Below are 20,677 nucleotides of genomic sequence, written 5' to 3' on the forward strand. Positions count from 1 at the left end.
ATATGAATAAAAAATAGTATGTTTAGAACGTGTTGAGCTATACGGCTCATTCTTCCCTTAAAAAGGTTTGCAAATGTACGAAACTTTTCTTCTGCTCAAAACACTTTTGAAAAAATTTATTTCAATCCTTAAAAATCTCGTGAAAATAAGGTGTTCTGAGCGCGCGAAGGTGTAAAATATATTTGGTTTGTGCTAGATGGCATGATAGAATTTAGCCTTTTTTAGACATGGCGCCGTATCAGTAGAGGGTGTTTTGTTTGGGTTCAAATTTCAATTTCTGTTTTAAACTAGAATGATGATTTAAGCTGGTGCAAAATTTTGAACTCTCATAGAACTCTACATATATTGAAGGAGAGTCATTTGTAGTAGAACTAGCTCGAGAATAAACGCAATTCATTAATCTTTGACTATCTTTGATAGTATCATATGATACTATTATGGAAAAGCCGCCTTATAAGATTACTTCTGAAATTTTAAATCTAGTTGCCTCAATAGCAATGAAGCTGGGCGAAGTAAATGCATTGCATATTCACAAACCAAGAACAGAAATCCGAAAAAAGAATCGTATAAGAACGATTCAATCTTCTCTTGAAATTGAAGGAAATTCGTTAAGCGAGGCTCAGATTACTGCTTTGATGGACAATAAGAGAGTGATGGCACCTGAAAAAGATTTGCTTGAAGTAAAAAACGCCATCGAAGTTTACAATAAAATTGGAGATTTTGATCCCTATAGCCTGAATGATTTAAAAGAAGCCCATCGCATTCTGATGGAACATTTAGTAACAGATGCCGGAAAATTGAGAACACGAAATGTGGGTATTGTCCAAGGTTCAGAGTTAAAGCATCTCGCACCAAGTGGCAGCATAGTAATTGGTTTGATGAAAAATCTGATGAGCTACATTCGGAGGGATTCTGATTTGATTTTGATTAAAAGTTGTGTGTTTCACTATGAATTCGAATACATTCATCCGTTTACTGATGGAAATGGAAGAATGGGCAGGTTATGGCAAACGTGTTTGCTGATGCAAAAATTTCCGATATTTGAATTCCTGCCCGTCGAACTATTGATTAAGAAAAATCAAGAAGCATATTACAATGCTTTGGGTAAGTCGGACAAAATGGGAGAGTCTACTCCGTTCATTACATTCATGCTTACAATCATTCTTCAATCTCTGGAAAACCAACTCAGCTCAAACAATATTACGCATAGCCCAACTGATAGAATACGGCTTTACAAAATAAAAATTGGTTCTGACGCTTTTACCAGAAAAGATTACCTGAATAATTTTAAAACAATAAGCCCGGCAACCGCAAGTAGGGATTTGAGCCTGGCAGTTGAAAATAATATTTTGAAAAAAAAGGGTGAAAAGCGTTTAACAGTTTATCGTTTTACCTGATCTGGCTGTTATCAGCTCTCCGCAGGTGTTACCGCTCCGCAAGAACACATGACAATAGAGCAACACTTTGATCAGTGAATACAGTGCGTAGGATTAAATGCGGCCGACTGTAGTGAAAGTAAATGTCGTAAAGCCCGGATCTGTCTTTAGAGATTGGTTTTATTCAATGAATATAAGCCAGATAAATAACTTCATTTAATACTTCATAAAATATGGTTGTCTGTTTGCTTAAAACAGCCTTTCGCATACCTAGCTTATAATTTGAAGATGGTATTAAAAATGGATTTTGAACTATTAATTCCAACTGATGTGTCAAATTTGATTTAATGGTTTCTACCTCTTTTTCAGACCACTTTCTCCCAATATCTTCTATGATGTTTTCAAGGTTTCTAATTGATTCGTTAGACCATCTCAGTTTATAGTCTATATTTCTTCTTCACATCCTCAAATGCCACAGTCTTTCCTTGTCTTATATCTTCCAGGCCTCTTTCAATTCCCGACTTTTGCGCTAGACTTAAATCATCTCACCAATCATTACCTGATTGTTTTGAATCCTTTACAACTTTCAAAAACTCAACTGTCTCTTCATCTTTCAAATTTGTAAGCCATTCTATTAATTCCAACTTTAACGCCTCGTGTCCCATTTTTTCTTTCAAATTTACTGAGAATGTTGAAACTTGAAATGCACAACATTTTACAATTAATCTCCCACAACAAAAAAACGCCACTTTTCAGTGGCGCTAAATTTTTTTCTAAAATGTAATTTGATCGGTCATAGAGCAAAGTCGAGATGGTTTTTAGTTGAAGTAAAAGTAAGAAATTTACCTTAACATTCTAACTAAGAACAAATAAGGTGATAAAAAAACGGTGAGCTCCGAGGCTTCAGTATTCGTCCACCTTATAAAACTTACCTCTCAATAATAAGCTTCTGGCTAAAAAGGGTTTTTTCTTTCTCTACCACTACCATATAAAACCCACTGTTCAATTCTCCCACGCAGAGGGATTGAATATTGAACACCTGAGTGTTTTGTAGCACAACTTTTCCAGTGATGTCGTAAATAGTCAGAGCTTTAATAGAACCATCCCAACGAATGGCATCATACGCGGGGTTGGGATAGATCAAGCTGCCTTTATCTTGCTGAATGTCTTCAGTGCCTAGAGTAAAGCATGGGCTACTCCCAATGCCATAGGCCAGTTCATCCGAGCCATAAGTAAGCTCTCCATTTACAAGGTAACATTGGAAATATGGAGACTGAAGAGGGAGAGCCGCACCAGCGGGATTTCCAATTAGGTCATGTGAGCCGCCAACGGGACCCACACCTTCGAGAATTGGCCCAAAAGCGTACTCCGAATCTTCCAATCCATCATTTATGGGAGAAGTATAAATCACGCGTCTATTGGTAAGCGGTGAGTTTGGTACCTCTTCCCAAAAAGCTACCGAATCAACAACCACTTTAAAGAGCGGAATTTCATCAGGTTTCATTCCGTCATCACTGTAGCCGTAAAAGACATCTTTCTGAATCGTCCAAATATCACCAACTTCAGCACCGATGTCATATAGAAAATGCCATTCATCGGCTTCAGTCGAGAAGCGCCATACGGTGTCATTTTCGAAGGTCAAATATGCAGCACTCACGAGAGGTTCTTCAATGATTTCATCCAAATAAATCCGAGTGAGAACGCTGGCCTCCTTTTCATCAACAATTTCGCTTCCATTTACCTCATAATAGGTGTATCCGCACCCGTACTCCTGAAAACAGTAAACATTGTAATACCATTCCTGCCCCTCTTGAAACCATTCTACTTCATCCTGAGAGTAGCAGGTAAGGGCAATAGCAATAAACAAAAGAGTAAAATAGTTTTTCATCTTTTCTGAATGATTAGTTTTATAGTTACTTTCTGATCTTCTAAGCTGAATACCAAAGTGTAAATCCCTTCGGGCAATAAGGGCAGCGACAAATCTTTAGTTCCAGACTCCAATTCCATATCAAGTATTTTTTGACCATGAGAATTGTACATCGTAATTGCGGTGATGTCCTTATTCCACCTGATGTGATCTGCAGTGGGGTTCGGCCAAACAACAATTCCCAGGTCATCTTTGGCTTGATTGATTGTTGACACAAAACCATCTTGTTCCAAACGCACCAAACAGCTGTACGGCTCTCCGCCAAAAGAAGAAAATGCCCCACCTATCAATAGTTTATCATCGGGCATCCGCGTGATTTGGTTCACTCTTATGAAAGGTAACCCACTTCCATGAGTCCAACCATCCCATTCCGCCTCGTCTGCACCGAAGTTTTCAAAGGCTTCTGGAATCAGATCCCCGGTTGGGGTTATTTTAAAGATGCGTTTTACAGGTACGCCGTTGTATTCCATGATGCTTCCTCCCATGATAAAACTCCCGTCGGTATCTTCAAAAGCTAGTCCTGGCACCAAACGGAAAACTTCATCCGATTCGCTGTCGAAAAAAGTATAGGCATCTGGGATATTGAATTCTTCATCAATTAATCCTTCAGGCGTTAGCTTCAGTAAGGTTCGGTCTTCTAATTCTGCTGTTGAAATATTACAACCCGCACCACAACCCATCCAAAGGTTGCCGCCAGAATCAACATTAATTATAGAGACCCATCCATCGCTTTCTACAAATGGACTTACGTAAGTGGTATCTACCGTGAAATCAGCATTGAGCCGTGCTAAGTAATTGGTTTGATGAGTATTAATTCCAGAAAACTCTCCTGCGAGCCAGTAGTTGCCTTCATCCGTAGCTTTAATGCCTAAAGCGACTCCTGACCATGGTTGACAAATTATATCAGGAAAATCTTCAACAGGATCTCCGATGGAATCGATTCGAACTAGATGTCGATAGCCCAGTATTCCTGGATTTATGCTATCTGTGGTGAACCTTCCAGCAACCAAAAAAGATGTATCAGGAAGAATTAGAATATCTCGATGTATCGTCAAGTTCCCTGGAAAAGAATAAACACTCTTACTGTATTCAAAGAAAAAGATTTCGTCATCAAGAACTGAACCAGCATCAGGGTGTGGGGGCAGCACTCGATACCCTAATCCGCTACTTTGAGAAAGAATCCCGTCGCGATATAAATACGGGGTTCCTCCGAAAAGGTCAAAAACATTATACAACAAGTTCCCATTGAGGTCAACAATAGATTGATCTTCGGCTTCGCTAATGCCACTACTACGGCCAAAATTTATATATAGATCATTATAGGATTCTCTATATTTAAATCCGTACATGGTTCCCTTCGTGTAATAATCTCCCGTGTCGAAGGTGGGGTCAATTACATAGTTATTAGTCTGAGCCGATGTAGGATCGGCACAGATTAATGCTAGAATGGCCATATAGATACAACATTTCATCCTATCTGACGATGGTAAACTTACCTGTCTCCACCAATTCATCATTTTGTAAGATGGTGAAAATATACAAACCGTCACTCCAATTCCGCGTATCGAAAAGTTCTTGACCCTTGTACTTCATTCCCAAGATACGACTTTCAACCTCTCGACCCAAAGGATCAAAAACAGCTAATCTCGTATTCTCACGAGCTAGGAGAAGTTGGAACTCAACTGTCACAAAGTCGGTTGCAGGATTAGGGTAGGCTGTAGCGGTGTTTAATTGATCTGCCAATTCTTCTTTGGTAGTCTTGTGTTTTGACACTCTATTATTTTTGGGAGTGCCCTCGGGTACAACGCATATATTGTAGTGAAAACACAAAGCGTTTTGTGCTTTACTTTGTGCAAGGCCTGCATCATTATTGTCCCCAATTGTGATCAGGGAAGCAATTTCTGAGCTATTCAATTGAGCAATATTTCGCCCTTGAGTTTCGGCAGTTCCTATCAGACTGTAAAGTGATTTTAGAGTTGATAACTCATCCGTCTGAGCTTGATCAAGTTTAAAATATACAATCATGGAATCCAATAAAGCAGTTGCCAAAGAAAATTGACTTCTATCAGAATAAGCTGCTGCCCTAGCTATATTGCTTTCCAAAGTATTGATTCGGCTCAGGTAATAAATAACACTATCTGGTTCGTCCACTTGGTCGTCCAGAAAGTATTTGCTGTTCACCAAGCGTTTGTAGTTGCGTTGACGTTCAAAGTTTAAATCAGCTAAGGTTCGCTCCATTATTGTACGCAAAGTAGTTTGATCGCGAGCGGCATAAAGCATATCAACCATGTATTGAGGTAATGGAATGCCCAATTGAGTGGAGACCACTCTAATAACATTACCGCTTCCCAAGGCATCTGGATTGGCCAACAATACCTCAAGCAGCATTGCGTGCGGCATGATTTCGCGAAGTGCGGCGGCAATCAAGACTTGTTCAGAATTGTAGGGAGCACGAGCCATAAGGCTATTTCTCAGATCCCATGCTTGAGAAGGCCAAGTCAAATCTATTTGAGTGATCATAGCTGGCGTGTTTCCGTCATCGATTATTTCTTGATACGCAAACATAAGACCATTGAACTCGTCTTGGCTTTCGCGAAATATATAGGGTGTCGGCAATACTTCTTTCCCTGTGGTATAATTGGAAGGGCAACCCTGTGCATTCGAGACCAAAATCGGCGCTACAAAAGTCCCAGGAGTAATCTCACTCGTGGAAGGGGGATTGCTATCGTAAAAGTACTTGAAAGCAAAGTAGGAATCTACGGTGAAATGTGTGTATGTGCTTGGATCTGCATCAGGCGATGTGAACGTATTATTGGCGGGTCGGTCAGGCTGGTCACTGCCATGATCTTGACGAGTTCCTGCATTTAAATATTCAAAACTTTGTTGATCTATTGGGTCGTTTCTTGAAATTCGAAAATCGACATCGTTCCCGCTGTTTAGATTGCAAAGAAATTGCAATCCCCCTAATCCTGCGGGTACTCCCCCTGTGTAATTAGAATTACGATTTACCCGATCCGATTCGGCTCCCGTTTGTAGATCGGAGAATTGGTTTTTGTAAATAGCATTCTCAGCTCCCAATGAGTTATAAACCAATACCCCATTGCCATCATAAGTAGCACCCGAAGGCTTCTCAATATCGTTCTCTTCGACTCCGTAATGTGTCGTTTCGATAACGTGTATTGCCAGATGATTCTTTGTATCCTCCGCTACACCAGCAAATTCTGGAAATGGGTGATTCCCTACTAAGAAATCGTTTTGATAGATCTCGCTAAAACTGGCACCATTAATCTCTACGCCTATCATGTTCTCTTCAAATGTACTTTTACGCACAATGATCGGTCGTCCGCTAGTAGTTTCCAACGCTTCTACCGCTTTGTACCATCCTCTAAAAATACTAGGCACTTCGTTGTTACAAACCCCTATTTGTTGCGGAATATCCAGACATCTCTCGGTAATAGAGTAATTTGCATCATGGCTGTAAACTCCGATGGAGCGATGCTCTGTTTCAGAAACAGTACTGGTATTGATGAATTGACAGCCAGAAATGCGAACACGATCTGTTTTCCAAAGAGTAATACGTGCCGCAGGTGGTTCTTCGTCTTGGTCAACCAAGTAATTATCATTTAGTTCGAAGAGACATTCGTTAAAATAGCTTTGATCTGGTCGGTTTATGGAAGAGTTAGAGGGAGAGAAATTTTGATAACTCATAAACTCAACAGCTCTGCGGCAATTGATAAAAGAGGAATTGGTCGCTTGGATAATTCCACCTCTTGCGTTCCAATCATTTCCTAACATATTACGCGCACCATTCCTCGCATTTTCAATTATGGCTCCGTTTTTGAGAATCAATCTACCTTGATGGTAATTTCCGCCTGAAATGCTATACTGGTGCTCATCGGTATTGCCCGCTACTTCAATACCATGCCAAAAAGTGTTTCTGCAATCGCTGTTGGTGATGGTTCCACCGTCCACTATCAGGGTTGCATTCTGTCTAACAATTATCTTCCTTCCTGGGCTCATTTTTAATGTTCCCGTTATGGTAACCGTAGCTCCAGTTTCTATGATCATATCCTGTCCCACGATTACGTATTGCTTATGGTTTGATTGTTGGAAAAGACGGGGTTAGGAATATCAGTGGTTTGCAGCGCGGCCAGACAAGCTTGATGTGCATTGATACGACCTGCACCAAGAGAATTGGCGGGGAAATTTGATGCATCGCTTACGGGATCAGCTGAACTTTGAATGATGCTTAGAATGTCATCGTGATCCAGACAGGGATTAATATTCAAAAGGAGTGCTATAACTCCTGCAGTCATGGGAGAAGCCATGGAAGTTCCGCTGCTTCTTGTGTATCCACCGCCTTGTTCAGTCGAGAGAACGGCATACCCTGGGGTACAGATATCTACTTTATCATTGTGGGTGTGTTGCCCTCCAGCGGCAGCCCAAAAATGATTATTTGTTTCTCCAACACTAGTCACGGAGATTACATTGTCATAAGATGCAGGATAAACGTATCCATTAGGGTCACTACAACTATTGCCGATATTTCCATTTCCTGCCCCCGCGACGATTATGACCCCATCATCAGTAAGCATATTAATGACATTTTGAGTATCTGAATCAGGAGAACAACTCCATATATAACTTACATTGATTATGTCAGCCCCATTTGATGCTGATACCAGTAAGCCGTTTTCCCAATTGGGGCCGTCATATATCTTGGCATTAAATCCGATTGAGCTAATTCCAAGGCTGTTATTAGTTTCCGCAGATGCGCAACCAGCGACATGTGTTTTATGGTAATTAATACCACTGGTAGCTGGATTCTCTATAATTCCATCTAAGTCAGGATGATTGCCTTGTATTCGGCCTGTTTCATTAATTCCTATTATTATCTGATTGGCGTTCTGCGATAAATCCCAAGCATTTTCAGCATCAATTAGATCTAATTGCCAATTCGGCCCGTGGATGGGATTCAAAAGATTATAGTCGTTAGGAGTATACAAGGGAATTCCCATTTCTTCCTTTATTCGTGCTCGCTCAATGAAGGAATAGTTGATCAAAGAGTCTACAACCGATTCAGCAACTAGAGAATCAACTATTATTTCATAGAGCAAATCAAGCCCGTAGGAAGATGCCTGAGGAAAATTCACGATTGCAGGAAGAGCTATGGATATCTTTTGCACACCAAGCGAACTCAGGTAGTTTTCGAAGTTTTGATCGGTATGAGTGCAAGTTGATCCATTGCAGTTGGGCAGATCTGAGGAGCTGTTAAATTTTACCCAAATCTTGCTATCTTGTGCTTGGAGATTTCCAATAAATACGACAGTAAAAATCAATAATCCTAAGATCAATGTGGGATAAGATTTCGTGGTTAAGATGGTGTTAATTTTCCATTTCATCAGTTGAAGGTTTTATGATTTACTCAAATGTAGATAAAATAAAATGCTTAACTGCCACTTTTCCCAAAAAGCTTAAGAACGTAAAGAGATTATGTTCATCACCTCGGATTGTTAAAATGAAAGTGATCCAATCTCTGAATATGCAGGATATCACACACCAAGTCAATAAAAATCTAGTGGCAGACGGGAGTATTATCTCGGATGGATTGAATAGCTACAATGAATTTAAAAACTACCATGAACACAATCACATGGAGTGCCAACAAAAAAGTGTTCTAAGGTGCTACGTTTGGTGCATAAGACTTTTAACAACTCTAAAAGACTTTTGCTGGACATTTATCACAGAATTGATGATGACTTTTTGCAGAATTATTTCAACGAGTTCTGCCGTAATATATACCGCAAATATTTTTACGACAAATTCGATCGAGTGATGATTGCATCAGTATCATTTCGATGGAATTACCTTGGAAAAACAAACGGATGAGCATTTCTAATTTTAGACGCAGAATGAAAAATTCAGAACCAAATCAAGCAGCTAACGAGTCGTTACAAAAGCAGGCCATTGAATAGTTTCGTTCGGGCAAGAGTTTAACCGACAAAGACGGTGCTTTTGCGTCTTTGTAAATATTATTTTAAAAGGCTCCTAAAAGGATATCGCTTAAACATTTTCAAATTGCTATCGCCATTTGCGCCGTCTTACACCCCTCCTTCAATCCATAAAAAACGCCACTTTTCAGTGGCGCTCAATTTTTTTCTAAGATGTAATGTAAGTCGTCAGCTCAAGGTAACTGTGCGTTTCCCTTTTAACTTATGAATTTGCCTGCGCAGTGCTTCTATTACCAGATCGGTAGATTCTTCAAAAGAATTTGACTGGCGTTTGGCAAAAAGTTCCTTTCCGGGAACGTTGATCTTAATCTCGGCAATTTTATTGCCCAATTCGTGGTTTTTGTCCAATTTCAAGTAAACTTCAGCCGCGACCATCTTGTCGTGAAAGAGCTGTAACTTATCTAATTTGGCTTGGATAAAGTCGATGAGCTTAGCGTCTGCTTTAAATTGGATTGAATGAACGTTTACCTGCATGTTACGGGTAGTTTTATGGTTAGTAATTCGCTTAGCCGTTTGGATGGGCCTTGCGGTGAATTTCTTTCAGTTTTTCAATACTATTGTGCGTATATACTTGGGTAGCTGCTAGTGAGGCATGACCGAGCAATTCTTTAATAGCGTTGAGATCAGCACCGCGGTTAAGCATGTGTGTGGCAAAGGTATGCCTTAACACATGTGGGCTTTTTTTGCGCAGCGAACTGACCCTTCCAAGGTATGTATTTACTATTTTATAAACAAGTTTTGGATATAAAGAATCTCCTTTTGAGGTAATAAAAAAGAATGACGATGGTTCAAACTCATGCATTCTTATTTTATAATATGGCTCCATTAAACTGATTACATCCTTACCTACGGGGATAATTCGCTCCTTGTTTCGCTTACCCAAAACCTTTATTGTTCCCCGCTGAAAATCAACATCATTCGTTTTCAACGTAAGCAGTTCATTGCTTCTGATTCCGGTTTGGTAAAACAACTCTACGATGAGCCGATCGCGCATTCCTTCAAAGGTATTGGGAAATTGACCCTCAGTATTTAAAGTTTCCATTTCTTCTTCCTCCACATAAATAGGCAAGCGCTTAGAAACTTTGGGAAGGGTAATTTTTAGAGTGGGATCCTGATCAAAACCCTGAAACTTTCGCCCCCATTTGAAAAAAGATTTAACTGCACTGATCTTTCGACCTACAGACCGAGGTGAAATATCATTTTCCATAAGCGATACAATCCACGAACGCAACATATCGTGACTTACTTGCTCAATTAAATCTAACTCATAACTGGCATTTAAATAAAGCCGGAGCTGCTCCAAATCAGAAGTGTATCCTTTGATTGTATGTGCGCTATAGCGCTTTTCGAAAGCGAGATATTCAAGAAATTTTTCGACCATAAAAAAAGGCAGAACCATAAAAGTTCTGCCTTAAATATCTAAATAAAAACGATACTTTATTCCTGTTCGGAACGAATTTTATTAATATAAACCGCTTTTAACTTTTGTTTTCTATTAATGATAGAGGGTTTAATGAAAGCCTGACGCGCTCTAAGTTCTTTAATAACTCCAGTGCGGTCAAATTTCTTTTTAAACTTCTTTAGGGCTCTTTCTATGTTTTCGCCTTCTTTTACAGGAATGATAAGCATGTCGTGTTGTCCTTAATTTTTTTGAGAGTGCAAATATACTTATTTTTTCAATCTAATTCAATTAACTGAGTATTTTTCTTGAAATAACCAGTTTTTGGATTTCACTAGTTCCTTCGCCTATTGTACAGAGCTTGCTGTCGCGATAAAACTTCTCTGCCGGAAAGTCTTTGGTATAACCATATCCGCCAAAAATCTGAACACCTTCGGTAGCAACTCGAACACAGGTTTCGCTGGCATAATATTTTGCCATTGCCGACTTTAATGTTACATCTTGCCCTGTGTTTTTAAGATAAGCTGCCTGTAATGTTAGCAATTCAGATGCTTCAATATCTGTAGCCATATCAGCTAGTTTAAAAGCTATAGCCTGAAATTTGGAAATTGGCTGCCCGAACTGTTCTCTTTCCTTGCTGTACTTGAGCGCGGCGTCGTATGCTCCTTTTGCAATTCCTACCGATAAGGCAGCAATTGAAATACGGCCACCATCGAGTACTTTCATTGCCTGAATAAAGCCTTGACCTACTTCGCCAAGCACGTTTTCCTGTGGTATACGGCAGTCTTCAAAAATCATCTCTGCAGTTTCTGATGCGCGCATCCCGAGCTTATTTTCTTTTTTGCCGGCCTTAAAGCCTTTGGTGCCACGCTCTACAACGAAAGCCGTTATGCCCTTAGAGTCAAGCAATTCGCCCGAGCGAGCCAAAACTACGGCCACATCGCCACTAATGCCGTGAGTAATCCAGTTTTTAGCGCCATTCAGCACCCACTCATTACCTTCTTTTACTGCCGTGGTTGTCATACGCAGGGCATCGCTACCCGTATTGCTTTCGGTAAGACCCCAAGCTCCTATCCACTCACCGGTCGCTAGTTTGGGAAGCCAACGCTTCTTTTGTTCTTCATTGGCGAAAGCCAAAATATGACCTGTGCATAAAGAATTGTGCGCGGCAACAGACAAGCCGATAGATCCGCATATACGCGATACTTCAGTAACCGCAGTATAATACTCATTGTAACCAAAACCTGCTCCGCCATATTCTTCGGGTACCAACACCCCCAATAAGCCAAGCTCACCCATTTTCTTCATTACATCGACGGGGAAATGCTGACGCTCGTCCCAATCCATGAAATGCGGACGAATTTCTCTCTCGCCGAAATCGCGAACCATTTGGGTTATCATTTTTTGGTTTTCACTTAATTCATTCATGATTTCTAATTATTGAAAATGTCATTTAATCTAGTTATAACGCACCAGGCTTATAATTGGTTTATCAAACCGCACCAGTTTTTCGCGGCCTTTTAAATCATCAAGCTCAATCAGAAAAGAAAATCCGGCAACAATACCCTCTTCTTTTTCAATTAATTGAGCTGCTGCACCGGCTGTGCCACCGGTGGCGAGCAAATCGTCGTGCACCAGCACGTTCATTCCTTTCTTTATGGCGCCCTTATGCACTTCTATTTCGGCAGAGCCGTATTCTAAATCGTATTTAAAATTTACCGTTTCAGCCGGTAGCTTCCCTTTTTTTCTCACAATGATAAATGGAACATTGAGTTCCATTGCGAGAGGCAAGCCAAACAAAAACCCTCTGCTTTCTACCCCGGCTACCGCATCGACTTTCACGCCGTGGTAGAGTTTTACAAACTCAGCAACAATGGCCCTACTTACTACGGGATTTTCTAAAATGGGTGTAATATCTTTAAACTGGATACCGGGTTTTGGAAAATCAGGTATAGTTCTGATTGTATTCCTGATAGCCACATTTACATCCATAATTGTCAAAAAATTAAATAAGGTGCAAGTTTAACGCATAATTCGGCATTCACCAAACCTGTAGCACAAAGCTGCTCCAAATTTCTAAAGCTTTTTTCAGTTTCGCGTCTGGCTATAATTTTATTGGCCAGAGCAAAATCAACGTATGGATGTGCTGAAAGTTCTTGAGCCGTTGCAATATTTACATTTATCTTTCTAATTTTCGTTTTGTCAATGGTTACCTTTTCGGCAAATTTATCAATCGTTTCCGGAGTCATTTTATAAAGCTCTAACAATTGAGCCAGAGAATGATAACCGCCAAGTTCATCGCGATAGCGAATGATTTCACGGGCGTAAAAGGATCCAATATACGGCAGCTTCTTTAATTCAGTTGTATCTGCCCGATTCAAATCGCAGGTATATGGTTTGTATTCGTAGTTTTCTACTAAGGTGGTATCGCTCCATTTTATTGTATCACGCTTCCGCGAATGGTCATCAGGAGAATATTCGGTTTTATAAAAATTGGTTTTTGGGTTAGCAACCTTATCCGGATAGTTTTCAGGAAGGTCTATGAAAGGTTCCAAATCACTATATCGATTCTCATCAACAAAAAATAGCTTTCTGAAATCGGTTTTAACATGAAATTCAGCACCGGCTTTTTGATAATTGCGTAGTGTTTTTATTTCCTTTTCAGAAAAACCAAGAGCAGCATATCCCGAGTCGCTCAAAGTATTGGGATTGAAAAGGAAGATGTCTGAAGTTATCTCTTCTGTGCCATTTTCAAATCCCTCTTCGGCGGAAGCCAACTGCTTTAAAGAATCCATAAGCGCCATGAATTCTGAAGGATCTTTTACCGGTGGCTTATACCAAATATAATATGCTTGTGATGCGAGAACTAAAACAGTAAGAATGGCAAGAATTGCGATAGTACCGTTTCGCTCTTCTCTATGATGCCTGAAATATGCCACAAGATTTCTGAACATTGCGCATAGACTTTAGACATGTGTATTTGAAGGAAAACTTTGCATCGCCACAGATTTTCAACAAAATAGGAATTTTGCTGAAATAAAAAGAGCCATCTGAGAAAAAATTTATAAATTTTTACTGCAAACCAGTTCTAAACACAAATTTATGCAGTACATAAATGCATCCTAATTTTCGCTTTAAAACGAAAACTCAAATTACTTAAATCTCTTAATCGTGCCTTCTTTAATTCCTTTAAAATACGATTTGAGATCTGCCCGCACTTCGCCCGAGAGAAGGAATAATCCCAAAATGTTGGGAAAAGCCATTCCAAGAATCATTAAATCAGAGAAATCGAGTACGCTACCCAATCCAACAGACGACCCTATCACCACGAAAATAAGGAAAAGAAGCTTGTAGCTATATTCTGATGCTTTGGTGCTCCCAAAAAGATAACTCCACGCTTTTAAGCCATAGTACGACCACGATATCATAGTAGAGAATGCAAAGAGTACAATGGCAACAAGTAAGACCCAGTCAAACCATGAGAATACGCTGCTAAATGCTGCTGAGGTTAGTTCAGAACCATTCATGCCACCCGCATCGTTGGCGAATCCTGTAAATATTAACACCAAGGCTGTCATGGTACATACCACAACGGTATCTATAAATGGCTCTAAAAGTGCAACAATCCCCTCACTAATAGGGTACTTGGTTCGAGATGCTGAGTGGGCGATAGATGCTGATCCGACACCTGCTTCGTTAGAGAATGCGGCGCGTTGAAATCCGATAACCAATACTCCAATCACGCCACCTCTAAGAGCCGATGGCGAGAATGCTCCATGCCAAATAGCGCTTAATGCAGCGTGCAAATTCTCAATATTCATGAAAATAATAATCAAAGCAAACCCAACGTAAACGGCCACCATAAATGGCACTATTTTATCGGTTACTCTAGCTATACTTTTGATACCACCGACAATAACAAGACCTACAAAAATGGCGAGAATAACGCCAAATAAAGCGCCATTATCCTGAAAAAGAGGCACCTTAGCAGACACCTGTACAAATGCCTGATTTGCTTGAAACATATTGCCGCCACCAAAAGATGCACCAATACATAAAATGGCAAAAAGAACGGCGAGTACTTTTCCAAGTCCGGCCATATTTCTGCGTTTTAAGCCTTCGCTCAAGTAGTACATCGGCCCACCTGACACTTCGCCTTTTTCGTTTATTTTTCGGTACTTAACACCGAGGGTACATTCCACAAATTTGCTGGCCATACCGAGCAAACCTGCCACAATCATCCAGAATGTTGCTCCTGCCCCACCCACAACGATGGCCACGGCTACACCGGCTATATTTCCGAGACCAACGGTTGCTGAAAGTGCAGTAGTTAATGCCTGAAAGTGAGACACCTCACCTTTATCGCTGGGATCGCTATACTTACCGCGCACCAAATTGATGGCTTGCTTTACTCCGGTAAAGTTTATGAAACCCATTCTAATTGTGAAAAACAAGGCGCCCAAAATAAGCCAAACTACTATAAGTGGAATAGCATTTTTTTGAATTGTACCATTAGGTTTTAGAACAGGACGCGGCGTATCATATACTACCGTTCCGAAAACAGCAGTATTGGCCTTAGCAATAGATGCAACATCTGAGCGGTCGAATACTATTTCACCTTCCGAAAACCAATGATGGATTTTACCGGGCTCAGCCGCGTAAATAGTAATTGTATCGTTGGTGTTTCTGCGCAGCAAGGCAAGTTTATCTCCTTCTTTAACTTCGGCACCTTCGGGCTGAAACCATTTCATCAGGAATATTTTTTCTACATTTTCCTGCTTATAGCCTGTTGCGAATACGCGCTTTTCGTCGGCATAAACCACGGGGTCGTATAGGCCGAAAGTTGCAAATGGATCCCAAAAGAGTACAGAGAACAAACCATTTACCACCGGCAAAAACACTGAATTTATAGCTTCTTCTGTAGATGTCGCCGGAATTTTGCCTTCGAGTCTTATTGTATCGCCAGTCGCATCGCTAACGGCAACATTAAATGTTACACCTTCCGTTAGTCCCGTGCTCATATCAGAATCTAACTCGGTATCTTCGTTAGACCATTGGTATTTATAAGGCGGTGTACCCGAAAGAATAATTACCTGAGCTCTACCGTCATTAATAGTTTCACTATCATTTGCTACTTCTAATTTAGCATTAAGCTGGGCGTTAAGATTTATAGTCAGAAATAGTGCGACTAAAAGGTAAATGGCTTTCTTCATGGTGTAATTTAGTGGTGCAAAATAAAGATATTCGGCATTCTGGGGCGCTAAAAAACTAAATTTATGCGTGCCATCAAAATTAACTCTAAAAGAAAGGCGGTTACAAATCCCAGATAGTAGGCTTATGCTTCAGCTTAAAGTATGATTTATGCTCTAAGAAAAAAGCCATAACAAGATAAATAATGAGTGGTGAACCCAGTGTAATAAAAGATAGATAGATGAAGTAAAGACGCACTTTTGAGGTGGCTATACCGAGCTTATCGCCCCACCAGGCGCAGACTCCAAAAGCTCGTTCTTCAAAGAAATTATAGATGTGACTAATGAGCTTTTCCATGGTTTTTTAAAATTTGTATCCCTACTTTACAATTTAAGCAGCGCAATTGTTCGCAATAATTTTTCTTTAAGCCAATTAATCCCTGCGAGTCAAAAGCATTTTGAGATTTAAAACCCAATTCACTGTACTTTTTAATAATTTGATTGCTCTCTGCCGGCAATTGCTCGAGCAAACTTACGGCCTTTTCTTGAAAACTACCATCTTTATTATAATTAGCAAGTGCAAAAAGGAAGGGAACTACTGCATTTATTATCAATAGATGGACTGTGCTTTGCCCCAGGCGCTTTATTGCAGGTTCGCTCTCTGACTTAAGTGTGTAGTGGGTAAGCCAGAAACCTTTGTCCAAAACACTGTGAAATATTTCTTCATAGCCTTCCAGCGTTTTAAGCTCAATGAGCTGCTGTGCAAGCGCATGATGAGCTGTGTATATTTCTGCCATTTGCGCGATTCGAACCGCTGGGAAATTGGGTGGTCTCAACCTAAATAATTTCCAGGCACTTGCGGGCATTGGCAAAAGCTGATATTTTATTTGCTGAAGGGAATAAATCTTTATTAAGTTGTCTACGAAAGAATTTCCACTCTCGGCTTCATCTAAAAATCCAGCCTGGCCAAGCAGCAAAGCTTGTAATTCTTCAGCCGATTTGCGGTTTTTGCGCACCAGGCTAAACGGGGTAATAATGGCAAGCTGCTCAAAAGGCATAGCGTTCACTTTCAGCCCGATAGCTTTACAGAAAACGCGGTAAAAAGTCCCTTCAATATCTCCATTTGTGGTGCGCAGCAAATCGTGGCAATCTTCTGATTTCATTTGCAGCCTTTCTACCGCGGCCGCCTGTATTGCCGATGTTTTTACAATATCGGGAACGTCATTCAGAAGACCTTCGCAGGCAATAAATTTGGCCTTTTTAACCCACGACTTATAATAGCGATAGGTTTGATAATCTATTAAATCTTTTAGCGTTAAAACGGGAATTTCCTGACCGCTTTTGTCCAGCACAGGTTTATCGGCGGTGTAGACCACATGAAGAATGACATTGTCGTAGGCGGGGTCGTTTTGGTGATTGTGGTTGTACCAGTCAGATGCATTGGTATGAATCTCAATATTTCCAGCCCAAACAGTGTCGCCAATTCTTATCCGCGCATTGAGAAAGTCAGGGCCGGCATTTGTGTTGTGCATTCCCGGCTTCAATACCTGCAATGGCTCACCATCTTTACAGTTCAGCTCGCGCTGCGTAAAGTTTTGGTATTTCCAGACATAGTGAAGAAAGTCCTCGTTCATGGAAAAAAATTTCCATTAAATTAATCCTTTTTTTTGAAGAATCAATTTCATTTCGGCAGAAATTCTTTTTGCTTCGCTCCCGGCAGCTTCAGCAAAGTACTCATCTCTACCTGCATAAATTATAGAACGCGAAGCATTTACTAATAGTCCCACATCGCTATTGAGGCCATTTTCGGCAACATCTGCCAGGCTACCACCCTGCGCTCCTACACCGGGAACCAAGAAAAAATGTTCTGGCACCATAGCGCGAATTTCTTTAATATATTCGGGTCGTGTGGCACCAATCACGTACATCATATTGTTTGGGCTTCCCCAGGTACACGATGTGCGAATTACTTTTTGATAGAGTTTTTCAACTCCACCATCCATGATTTCCAACTGAAAATCATCGGCACCGGGATTTGAAGTCAGCGCCAGAAGAACGACCCATTTATCTTCAAATTCCAAAAAAGGTTTTACGCTATCGCTTCCCATGTAGGGTGCAACCGTAACCGAATCGAAGGCCATGTTTTTAAAAAATGCCTCGGCGTATTTGGTGGCGGTATTCCCAATATCACCCCGCTTGGCATCGGCAATTGTAAAATGGCTTTCGCCGATGTACTCAATGGTTTTTTGCAGCGACTGCCAGCCAAACAACCCCATACTTTCGTAAAATGCCAAGTTGGGTTTATACGCCACACAATGATCTCGCGTAGCGTCTATTATAGCCGCATTAAATTCAAAAATAGGGTCTTCATATTCGTGAAGATGAAGGGGAATTTTATCTAAATCGGGATCGAGCCCCACGCAAAGAAAAGATCCGCGCGACTTGATAAGGTCTATTAACTTCTCGCGGTTCATGATTTATTGTGTTACGCTTTCCTTCAATTTTTCTGCATTTTCTGCAACCTGCAGCGCCTCAAGCATTTCAGTGATATCTCCATCCATAAAACCCGATAAATTGTAAAGGTTCATATTGATCCGGTGATCGGTTACACGCCCTTGTGAGTAATTGTAGGTTCTAATCTTGGCACTCCTGTCGCCACTCGAAACCATAGATTTACGAATTTTAGAATCAGCAGCTAGTTTTTTCTCAAGCTCCATTTCGTATATCCGTGTGCGCAAAACGCTCAGTGCTTTTTCGTGGTTTTTAAGCTTCGATTTTTGATCCTGACATTGAGCCACAATACCTGTAGGTATGTGGGTGAGCCTGATAGCCGAGTACGTGGTATTTACAGATTGTCCACCCGGCCCCGAAGAGCAATAGCTGTCTACCCTGATATCAGAATCTTTCACATCAACATCAAATTCTTCAGCTTCAGGAAGCACGATTACCGTAGCGGCAGAGGTATGTACCCGCCCTTGGGTTTCGGTTTGAGGCACACGCTGCACACGGTGCACGCCACCTTCGTATTTTAACGTTCCGTATACCTTATCGCCGGTTACATTAAAAATTATCTCTTTATAACCGCCCGATGACCCATAATTGGTGTCAACGATTTCGACTTTCCATCCCTTAGATTCAATATACTTGGTGTACATACGAAACAGATCGCCGGCAAAAATACTGGCTTCATCTCCACCCGTTCCGCCGCGAATCTCCATAATAGCATTTTTCGAATCATCGGGATCATTTGGTATGAGCAAAACCTTGATTGCATCTTCTTGCTTTTCCTTTTCTTCTTCCAATTCGGCAACTTCCATTTTTGCCATTTCGCGAAACTCTTCGTCCTTCTCGTTGCGCGCCATGTCTTTAGAATTTTTTAAATTCTCAACCAATAAAACGTAAGAGTCATAGGCTCTTACCACTGGTTCCAGCTCTTTGTATTCCTTTGTCAACCTCACATATTGCTTCATGTCGGCGATCACTTCGGGATCTACTATGCTCTTGCCTATCTCCTGATAGTGATCTTTAACCGATCCAAGCCTTGCAATTATTTCTCTTTCTTCCATTTTATTTATAATTAAATGTACCGGCAGAAGTTGTGATAGTAAGTTTTTTCTCTTCAGATTCTTCAACTCTACCCACTATGCGCGCTTCTATTCCAAAACTTTCGGCAATCTGCATCATTTCAGAAGCCGAATCTCTATCGGTATAAATCTCCATCCGGTGACCCATATTAAATACTTTATACATTTCTTCCCAGCTCGTTCCAGATACTTCCTGAATTAACGCAAACAGAGGCGGCACCGGAAAAAGATTGTCTTTCACCACATGATTTTTGTCAATAAAGTGAAGCACTTTTGTTTGCGCTCCCCCACTGCAATGCACCATGCCGTCAATCTTCTTTCTATGCGATTGTAAAATTGCCTTAATTAATGGCGCATAGGTTCGCGTAGGCGATAAAACCGATTTGCCAACTGTATCGGGTAAGCCCCGCACCTTATCGGTAAGTGCGTATTTACCGCTATACGTCAATTCTTCGGGCACTGCATTGTCAAACGTTTCGGGATACTTTTCAGCTACCGACTTATTAAAAACATCATGCCGGGCAGATGTAAGGCCATTGCTGCCCATCCCTGCATTGTATTCACTTTCGTAAGATGCCTGCCCAAAAGAGGCAAAACCAAGAATAACATTGCCCGGTTTAATATTCGAATTATCAATTATTTCGCTTCGCTTTGCGCGGGCGGTTACGGTGCTGTCAACAATTATCGTACGCACCAGGTCGCCCACGTCGGCAGTTTCGCCACCGGTAGAGAATATTCCAATTCCCTGATCTCTCAGTTGTTCCAAAAGTTGTTCAGTTCCCTGAATAATTTCCTTAATAACCTCGCCCGGTATCAGATGTTTATTTCGCCCAATGGTTGAGCTTACCAAAATTTGATCTGTTACACCAACGCAAAGCAAGTCGTCAATATTCATCACAATAGCATCTTGTGCAATTCCTTTCCACACCGATATATCGCCAGTTTCTTTCCAGTAGGCATAAGCCAATGACGATTTTGTACCGGCTCCATCGGCGTGCATTACGATGCAATGGTCATCACTACCGGTTAAAAAATCGGGTATAACCTTGCAAAAGGCTTTTGGAAAAAGACCTTTATCAATTCCGGCTATTGCTGCGTGCACATCTTCCTTTCCTGCGCTTACGCCACGTGCCTGATATCTTTTTTCGGTGCTCATTTCTGGCTATAAAAAAAAGCATTCCGGCCATACAG

The 20,677-nt window shown here is 40.8% G+C and carries 17 protein-coding genes; 1 reads left to right on the forward strand and 16 read right to left on the reverse strand.

The features are described 5' to 3' along the window. Window positions 1–437: 437 nt before the first annotated feature. Window positions 438–1,397, forward strand: a complete 960-nt coding sequence (locus G3O08_RS04945; protein WP_204336783.1) for a Fic family protein — start codon at window positions 438–440, stop codon at window positions 1,395–1,397. Between the two features lie 907 nt (window positions 1,398–2,304). Here G3O08_RS04945 and G3O08_RS04950 read toward each other — a convergent pair. The 16 genes from G3O08_RS04950 to G3O08_RS05025 all read right to left on the reverse strand — a co-directional run bounded on the left by G3O08_RS04950 (window position 2,305) and on the right by G3O08_RS05025 (window position 20,642). Beyond that, complete coding sequence (locus G3O08_RS04950; protein WP_163283570.1) at window positions 2,305–3,264, reverse strand: T9SS type A sorting domain-containing protein; 960 nt, start codon at window positions 3,262–3,264, stop codon at window positions 2,305–2,307. Next, window positions 3,261–4,757, reverse strand: coding sequence for a T9SS type A sorting domain-containing protein (locus G3O08_RS04955; protein WP_163283571.1), 1,497 nt, complete (start codon window positions 4,755–4,757; stop codon window positions 3,261–3,263). Before G3O08_RS04955 ends, G3O08_RS04950 begins: the two co-directional genes overlap by 4 nt. Window positions 4,758–4,776: 19 nt before the next feature. Beyond that, on the reverse strand, window positions 4,777–7,371 hold the full coding sequence (locus G3O08_RS04960; protein WP_163283572.1) for a T9SS type A sorting domain-containing protein: 2,595 nt from the start codon (window positions 7,369–7,371) through the stop codon (window positions 4,777–4,779). 14 nt (window positions 7,372–7,385) lie between these two features. Further along, complete coding sequence (locus tag G3O08_RS04965; RefSeq protein ID WP_163283573.1) at window positions 7,386–8,705, reverse strand: S8 family peptidase; 1,320 nt, start codon at window positions 8,703–8,705, stop codon at window positions 7,386–7,388. Window positions 8,706–9,482: 777 nt separating this feature from the next. After that, the gene (gene hpf, locus G3O08_RS04970; protein ID WP_163283574.1) at window positions 9,483–9,788 is read right to left on the reverse strand and encodes a ribosome hibernation-promoting factor, HPF/YfiA family; all 306 of its coding nucleotides are present in this window, start codon (window positions 9,786–9,788) and stop codon (window positions 9,483–9,485) included. Window positions 9,789–9,819: 31 nt separating this feature from the next. Continuing rightward, complete coding sequence (locus G3O08_RS04975) at window positions 9,820–10,713, reverse strand: tyrosine-type recombinase/integrase (RefSeq protein ID WP_204336773.1); 894 nt, start codon at window positions 10,711–10,713, stop codon at window positions 9,820–9,822. Between the two features lie 38 nt (window positions 10,714–10,751). Further along, window positions 10,752–10,943 carry a 30S ribosomal protein S21 gene (rpsU, locus tag G3O08_RS04980; RefSeq protein WP_163283575.1) on the reverse strand — a complete coding sequence of 64 codons (192 nt, stop codon included), beginning with the start codon at window positions 10,941–10,943 and terminating at the stop codon, window positions 10,752–10,754. Between the two features lie 61 nt (window positions 10,944–11,004). Next, window positions 11,005–12,141 carry an acyl-CoA dehydrogenase family protein gene (locus G3O08_RS04985; protein WP_163283576.1) on the reverse strand — a complete coding sequence of 379 codons (1,137 nt, stop codon included), beginning with the start codon at window positions 12,139–12,141 and terminating at the stop codon, window positions 11,005–11,007. A gap of 30 nt (window positions 12,142–12,171) precedes the next feature. Then, window positions 12,172–12,705: an adenine phosphoribosyltransferase gene (locus tag G3O08_RS04990; protein WP_163283577.1), complete on the reverse strand. Its 534-nt coding sequence runs from the start codon at window positions 12,703–12,705 to the stop codon at window positions 12,172–12,174. A 5-nt stretch (window positions 12,706–12,710) separates the two neighbouring features. After that, window positions 12,711–13,667: a ComEA family DNA-binding protein gene (locus tag G3O08_RS04995; protein ID WP_163283578.1), complete on the reverse strand. Its 957-nt coding sequence runs from the start codon at window positions 13,665–13,667 to the stop codon at window positions 12,711–12,713. A 198-nt stretch (window positions 13,668–13,865) separates the two neighbouring features. Further along, complete coding sequence (locus G3O08_RS05000) at window positions 13,866–15,926, reverse strand: alanine/glycine:cation symporter family protein (protein WP_163283579.1); 2,061 nt, start codon at window positions 15,924–15,926, stop codon at window positions 13,866–13,868. Window positions 15,927–16,026: 100 nt separating this feature from the next. Next, window positions 16,027–16,260, reverse strand: a complete 234-nt coding sequence (locus G3O08_RS05005; protein ID WP_163283580.1) for a PspC domain-containing protein — start codon at window positions 16,258–16,260, stop codon at window positions 16,027–16,029. After that, entirely contained in the window at window positions 16,244–17,536 is a 1,293-nt protein-coding gene (locus G3O08_RS05010) for a DUF2851 family protein (RefSeq protein WP_163283581.1), read from the reverse strand. Before G3O08_RS05010 ends, G3O08_RS05005 begins: the two co-directional genes overlap by 17 nt. A 15-nt stretch (window positions 17,537–17,551) precedes the next feature. Then, window positions 17,552–18,376, reverse strand: a complete 825-nt coding sequence (gene pyrF, locus G3O08_RS05015; protein ID WP_163283582.1) for an orotidine-5'-phosphate decarboxylase — start codon at window positions 18,374–18,376, stop codon at window positions 17,552–17,554. Between the two features lie 3 nt (window positions 18,377–18,379). Beyond that, window positions 18,380–19,453 carry a peptide chain release factor 1 gene (prfA, locus tag G3O08_RS05020; protein WP_317164038.1) on the reverse strand — a complete coding sequence of 358 codons (1,074 nt, stop codon included), beginning with the start codon at window positions 19,451–19,453 and terminating at the stop codon, window positions 18,380–18,382. A 16-nt stretch (window positions 19,454–19,469) separates the two neighbouring features. Then, window positions 19,470–20,642, reverse strand: coding sequence for an AIR synthase related protein (locus G3O08_RS05025; protein WP_163283584.1), 1,173 nt, complete (start codon window positions 20,640–20,642; stop codon window positions 19,470–19,472). Window positions 20,643–20,677 lie beyond the last annotated feature (35 nt).

This window comes from Cryomorpha ignava (assembly GCF_010686655.1).
Taxonomy (GTDB): domain Bacteria; phylum Bacteroidota; class Bacteroidia; order Flavobacteriales_D; family Cryomorphaceae; genus Cryomorpha; species Cryomorpha ignava.

What these genes read in the sequence shown, in the direction of transcription:
- G3O08_RS04945 (WP_204336783.1), top strand. Translation starts at nt 438, where the DNA reads ATGGAAAAGCCGCCTTATAAGATTACTTCTGAAATTTTAAATCTAGTT.
- G3O08_RS04950 (WP_163283570.1), bottom strand. Translation starts at nt 3,264, where the DNA reads ATGAAAAACTATTTTACTCTTTTGTTTATTGCTATTGCCCTTACCTGC.
- G3O08_RS04955 (WP_163283571.1), bottom strand. Translation starts at nt 4,757, where the DNA reads ATGGCCATTCTAGCATTAATCTGTGCCGATCCTACATCGGCTCAGACT.
- G3O08_RS04960 (WP_163283572.1), bottom strand. Translation starts at nt 7,371, where the DNA reads ATGATCATAGAAACTGGAGCTACGGTTACCATAACGGGAACATTAAAA.
- G3O08_RS04965 (WP_163283573.1), bottom strand. Translation starts at nt 8,705, where the DNA reads ATGAAATGGAAAATTAACACCATCTTAACCACGAAATCTTATCCCACA.
- hpf (WP_163283574.1), bottom strand. Translation starts at nt 9,788, where the DNA reads ATGCAGGTAAACGTTCATTCAATCCAATTTAAAGCAGACGCTAAGCTC.
- G3O08_RS04975 (WP_204336773.1), bottom strand. Translation starts at nt 10,713, where the DNA reads ATGGTTCTGCCTTTTTTTATGGTCGAAAAATTTCTTGAATATCTCGCT.
- rpsU (WP_163283575.1), bottom strand. Translation starts at nt 10,943, where the DNA reads ATGCTTATCATTCCTGTAAAAGAAGGCGAAAACATAGAAAGAGCCCTA.
- G3O08_RS04985 (WP_163283576.1), bottom strand. Translation starts at nt 12,141, where the DNA reads ATGAATGAATTAAGTGAAAACCAAAAAATGATAACCCAAATGGTTCGC.
- G3O08_RS04990 (WP_163283577.1), bottom strand. Translation starts at nt 12,705, where the DNA reads ATGGATGTAAATGTGGCTATCAGGAATACAATCAGAACTATACCTGAT.
- G3O08_RS04995 (WP_163283578.1), bottom strand. Translation starts at nt 13,667, where the DNA reads ATGTTCAGAAATCTTGTGGCATATTTCAGGCATCATAGAGAAGAGCGA.
- G3O08_RS05000 (WP_163283579.1), bottom strand. Translation starts at nt 15,926, where the DNA reads ATGAAGAAAGCCATTTACCTTTTAGTCGCACTATTTCTGACTATAAAT.
- G3O08_RS05005 (WP_163283580.1), bottom strand. Translation starts at nt 16,260, where the DNA reads ATGGAAAAGCTCATTAGTCACATCTATAATTTCTTTGAAGAACGAGCT.
- G3O08_RS05010 (WP_163283581.1), bottom strand. Translation starts at nt 17,536, where the DNA reads ATGAACGAGGACTTTCTTCACTATGTCTGGAAATACCAAAACTTTACG.
- pyrF (WP_163283582.1), bottom strand. Translation starts at nt 18,376, where the DNA reads ATGAACCGCGAGAAGTTAATAGACCTTATCAAGTCGCGCGGATCTTTT.
- G3O08_RS05025 (WP_163283584.1), bottom strand. Translation starts at nt 20,642, where the DNA reads ATGAGCACCGAAAAAAGATATCAGGCACGTGGCGTAAGCGCAGGAAAG.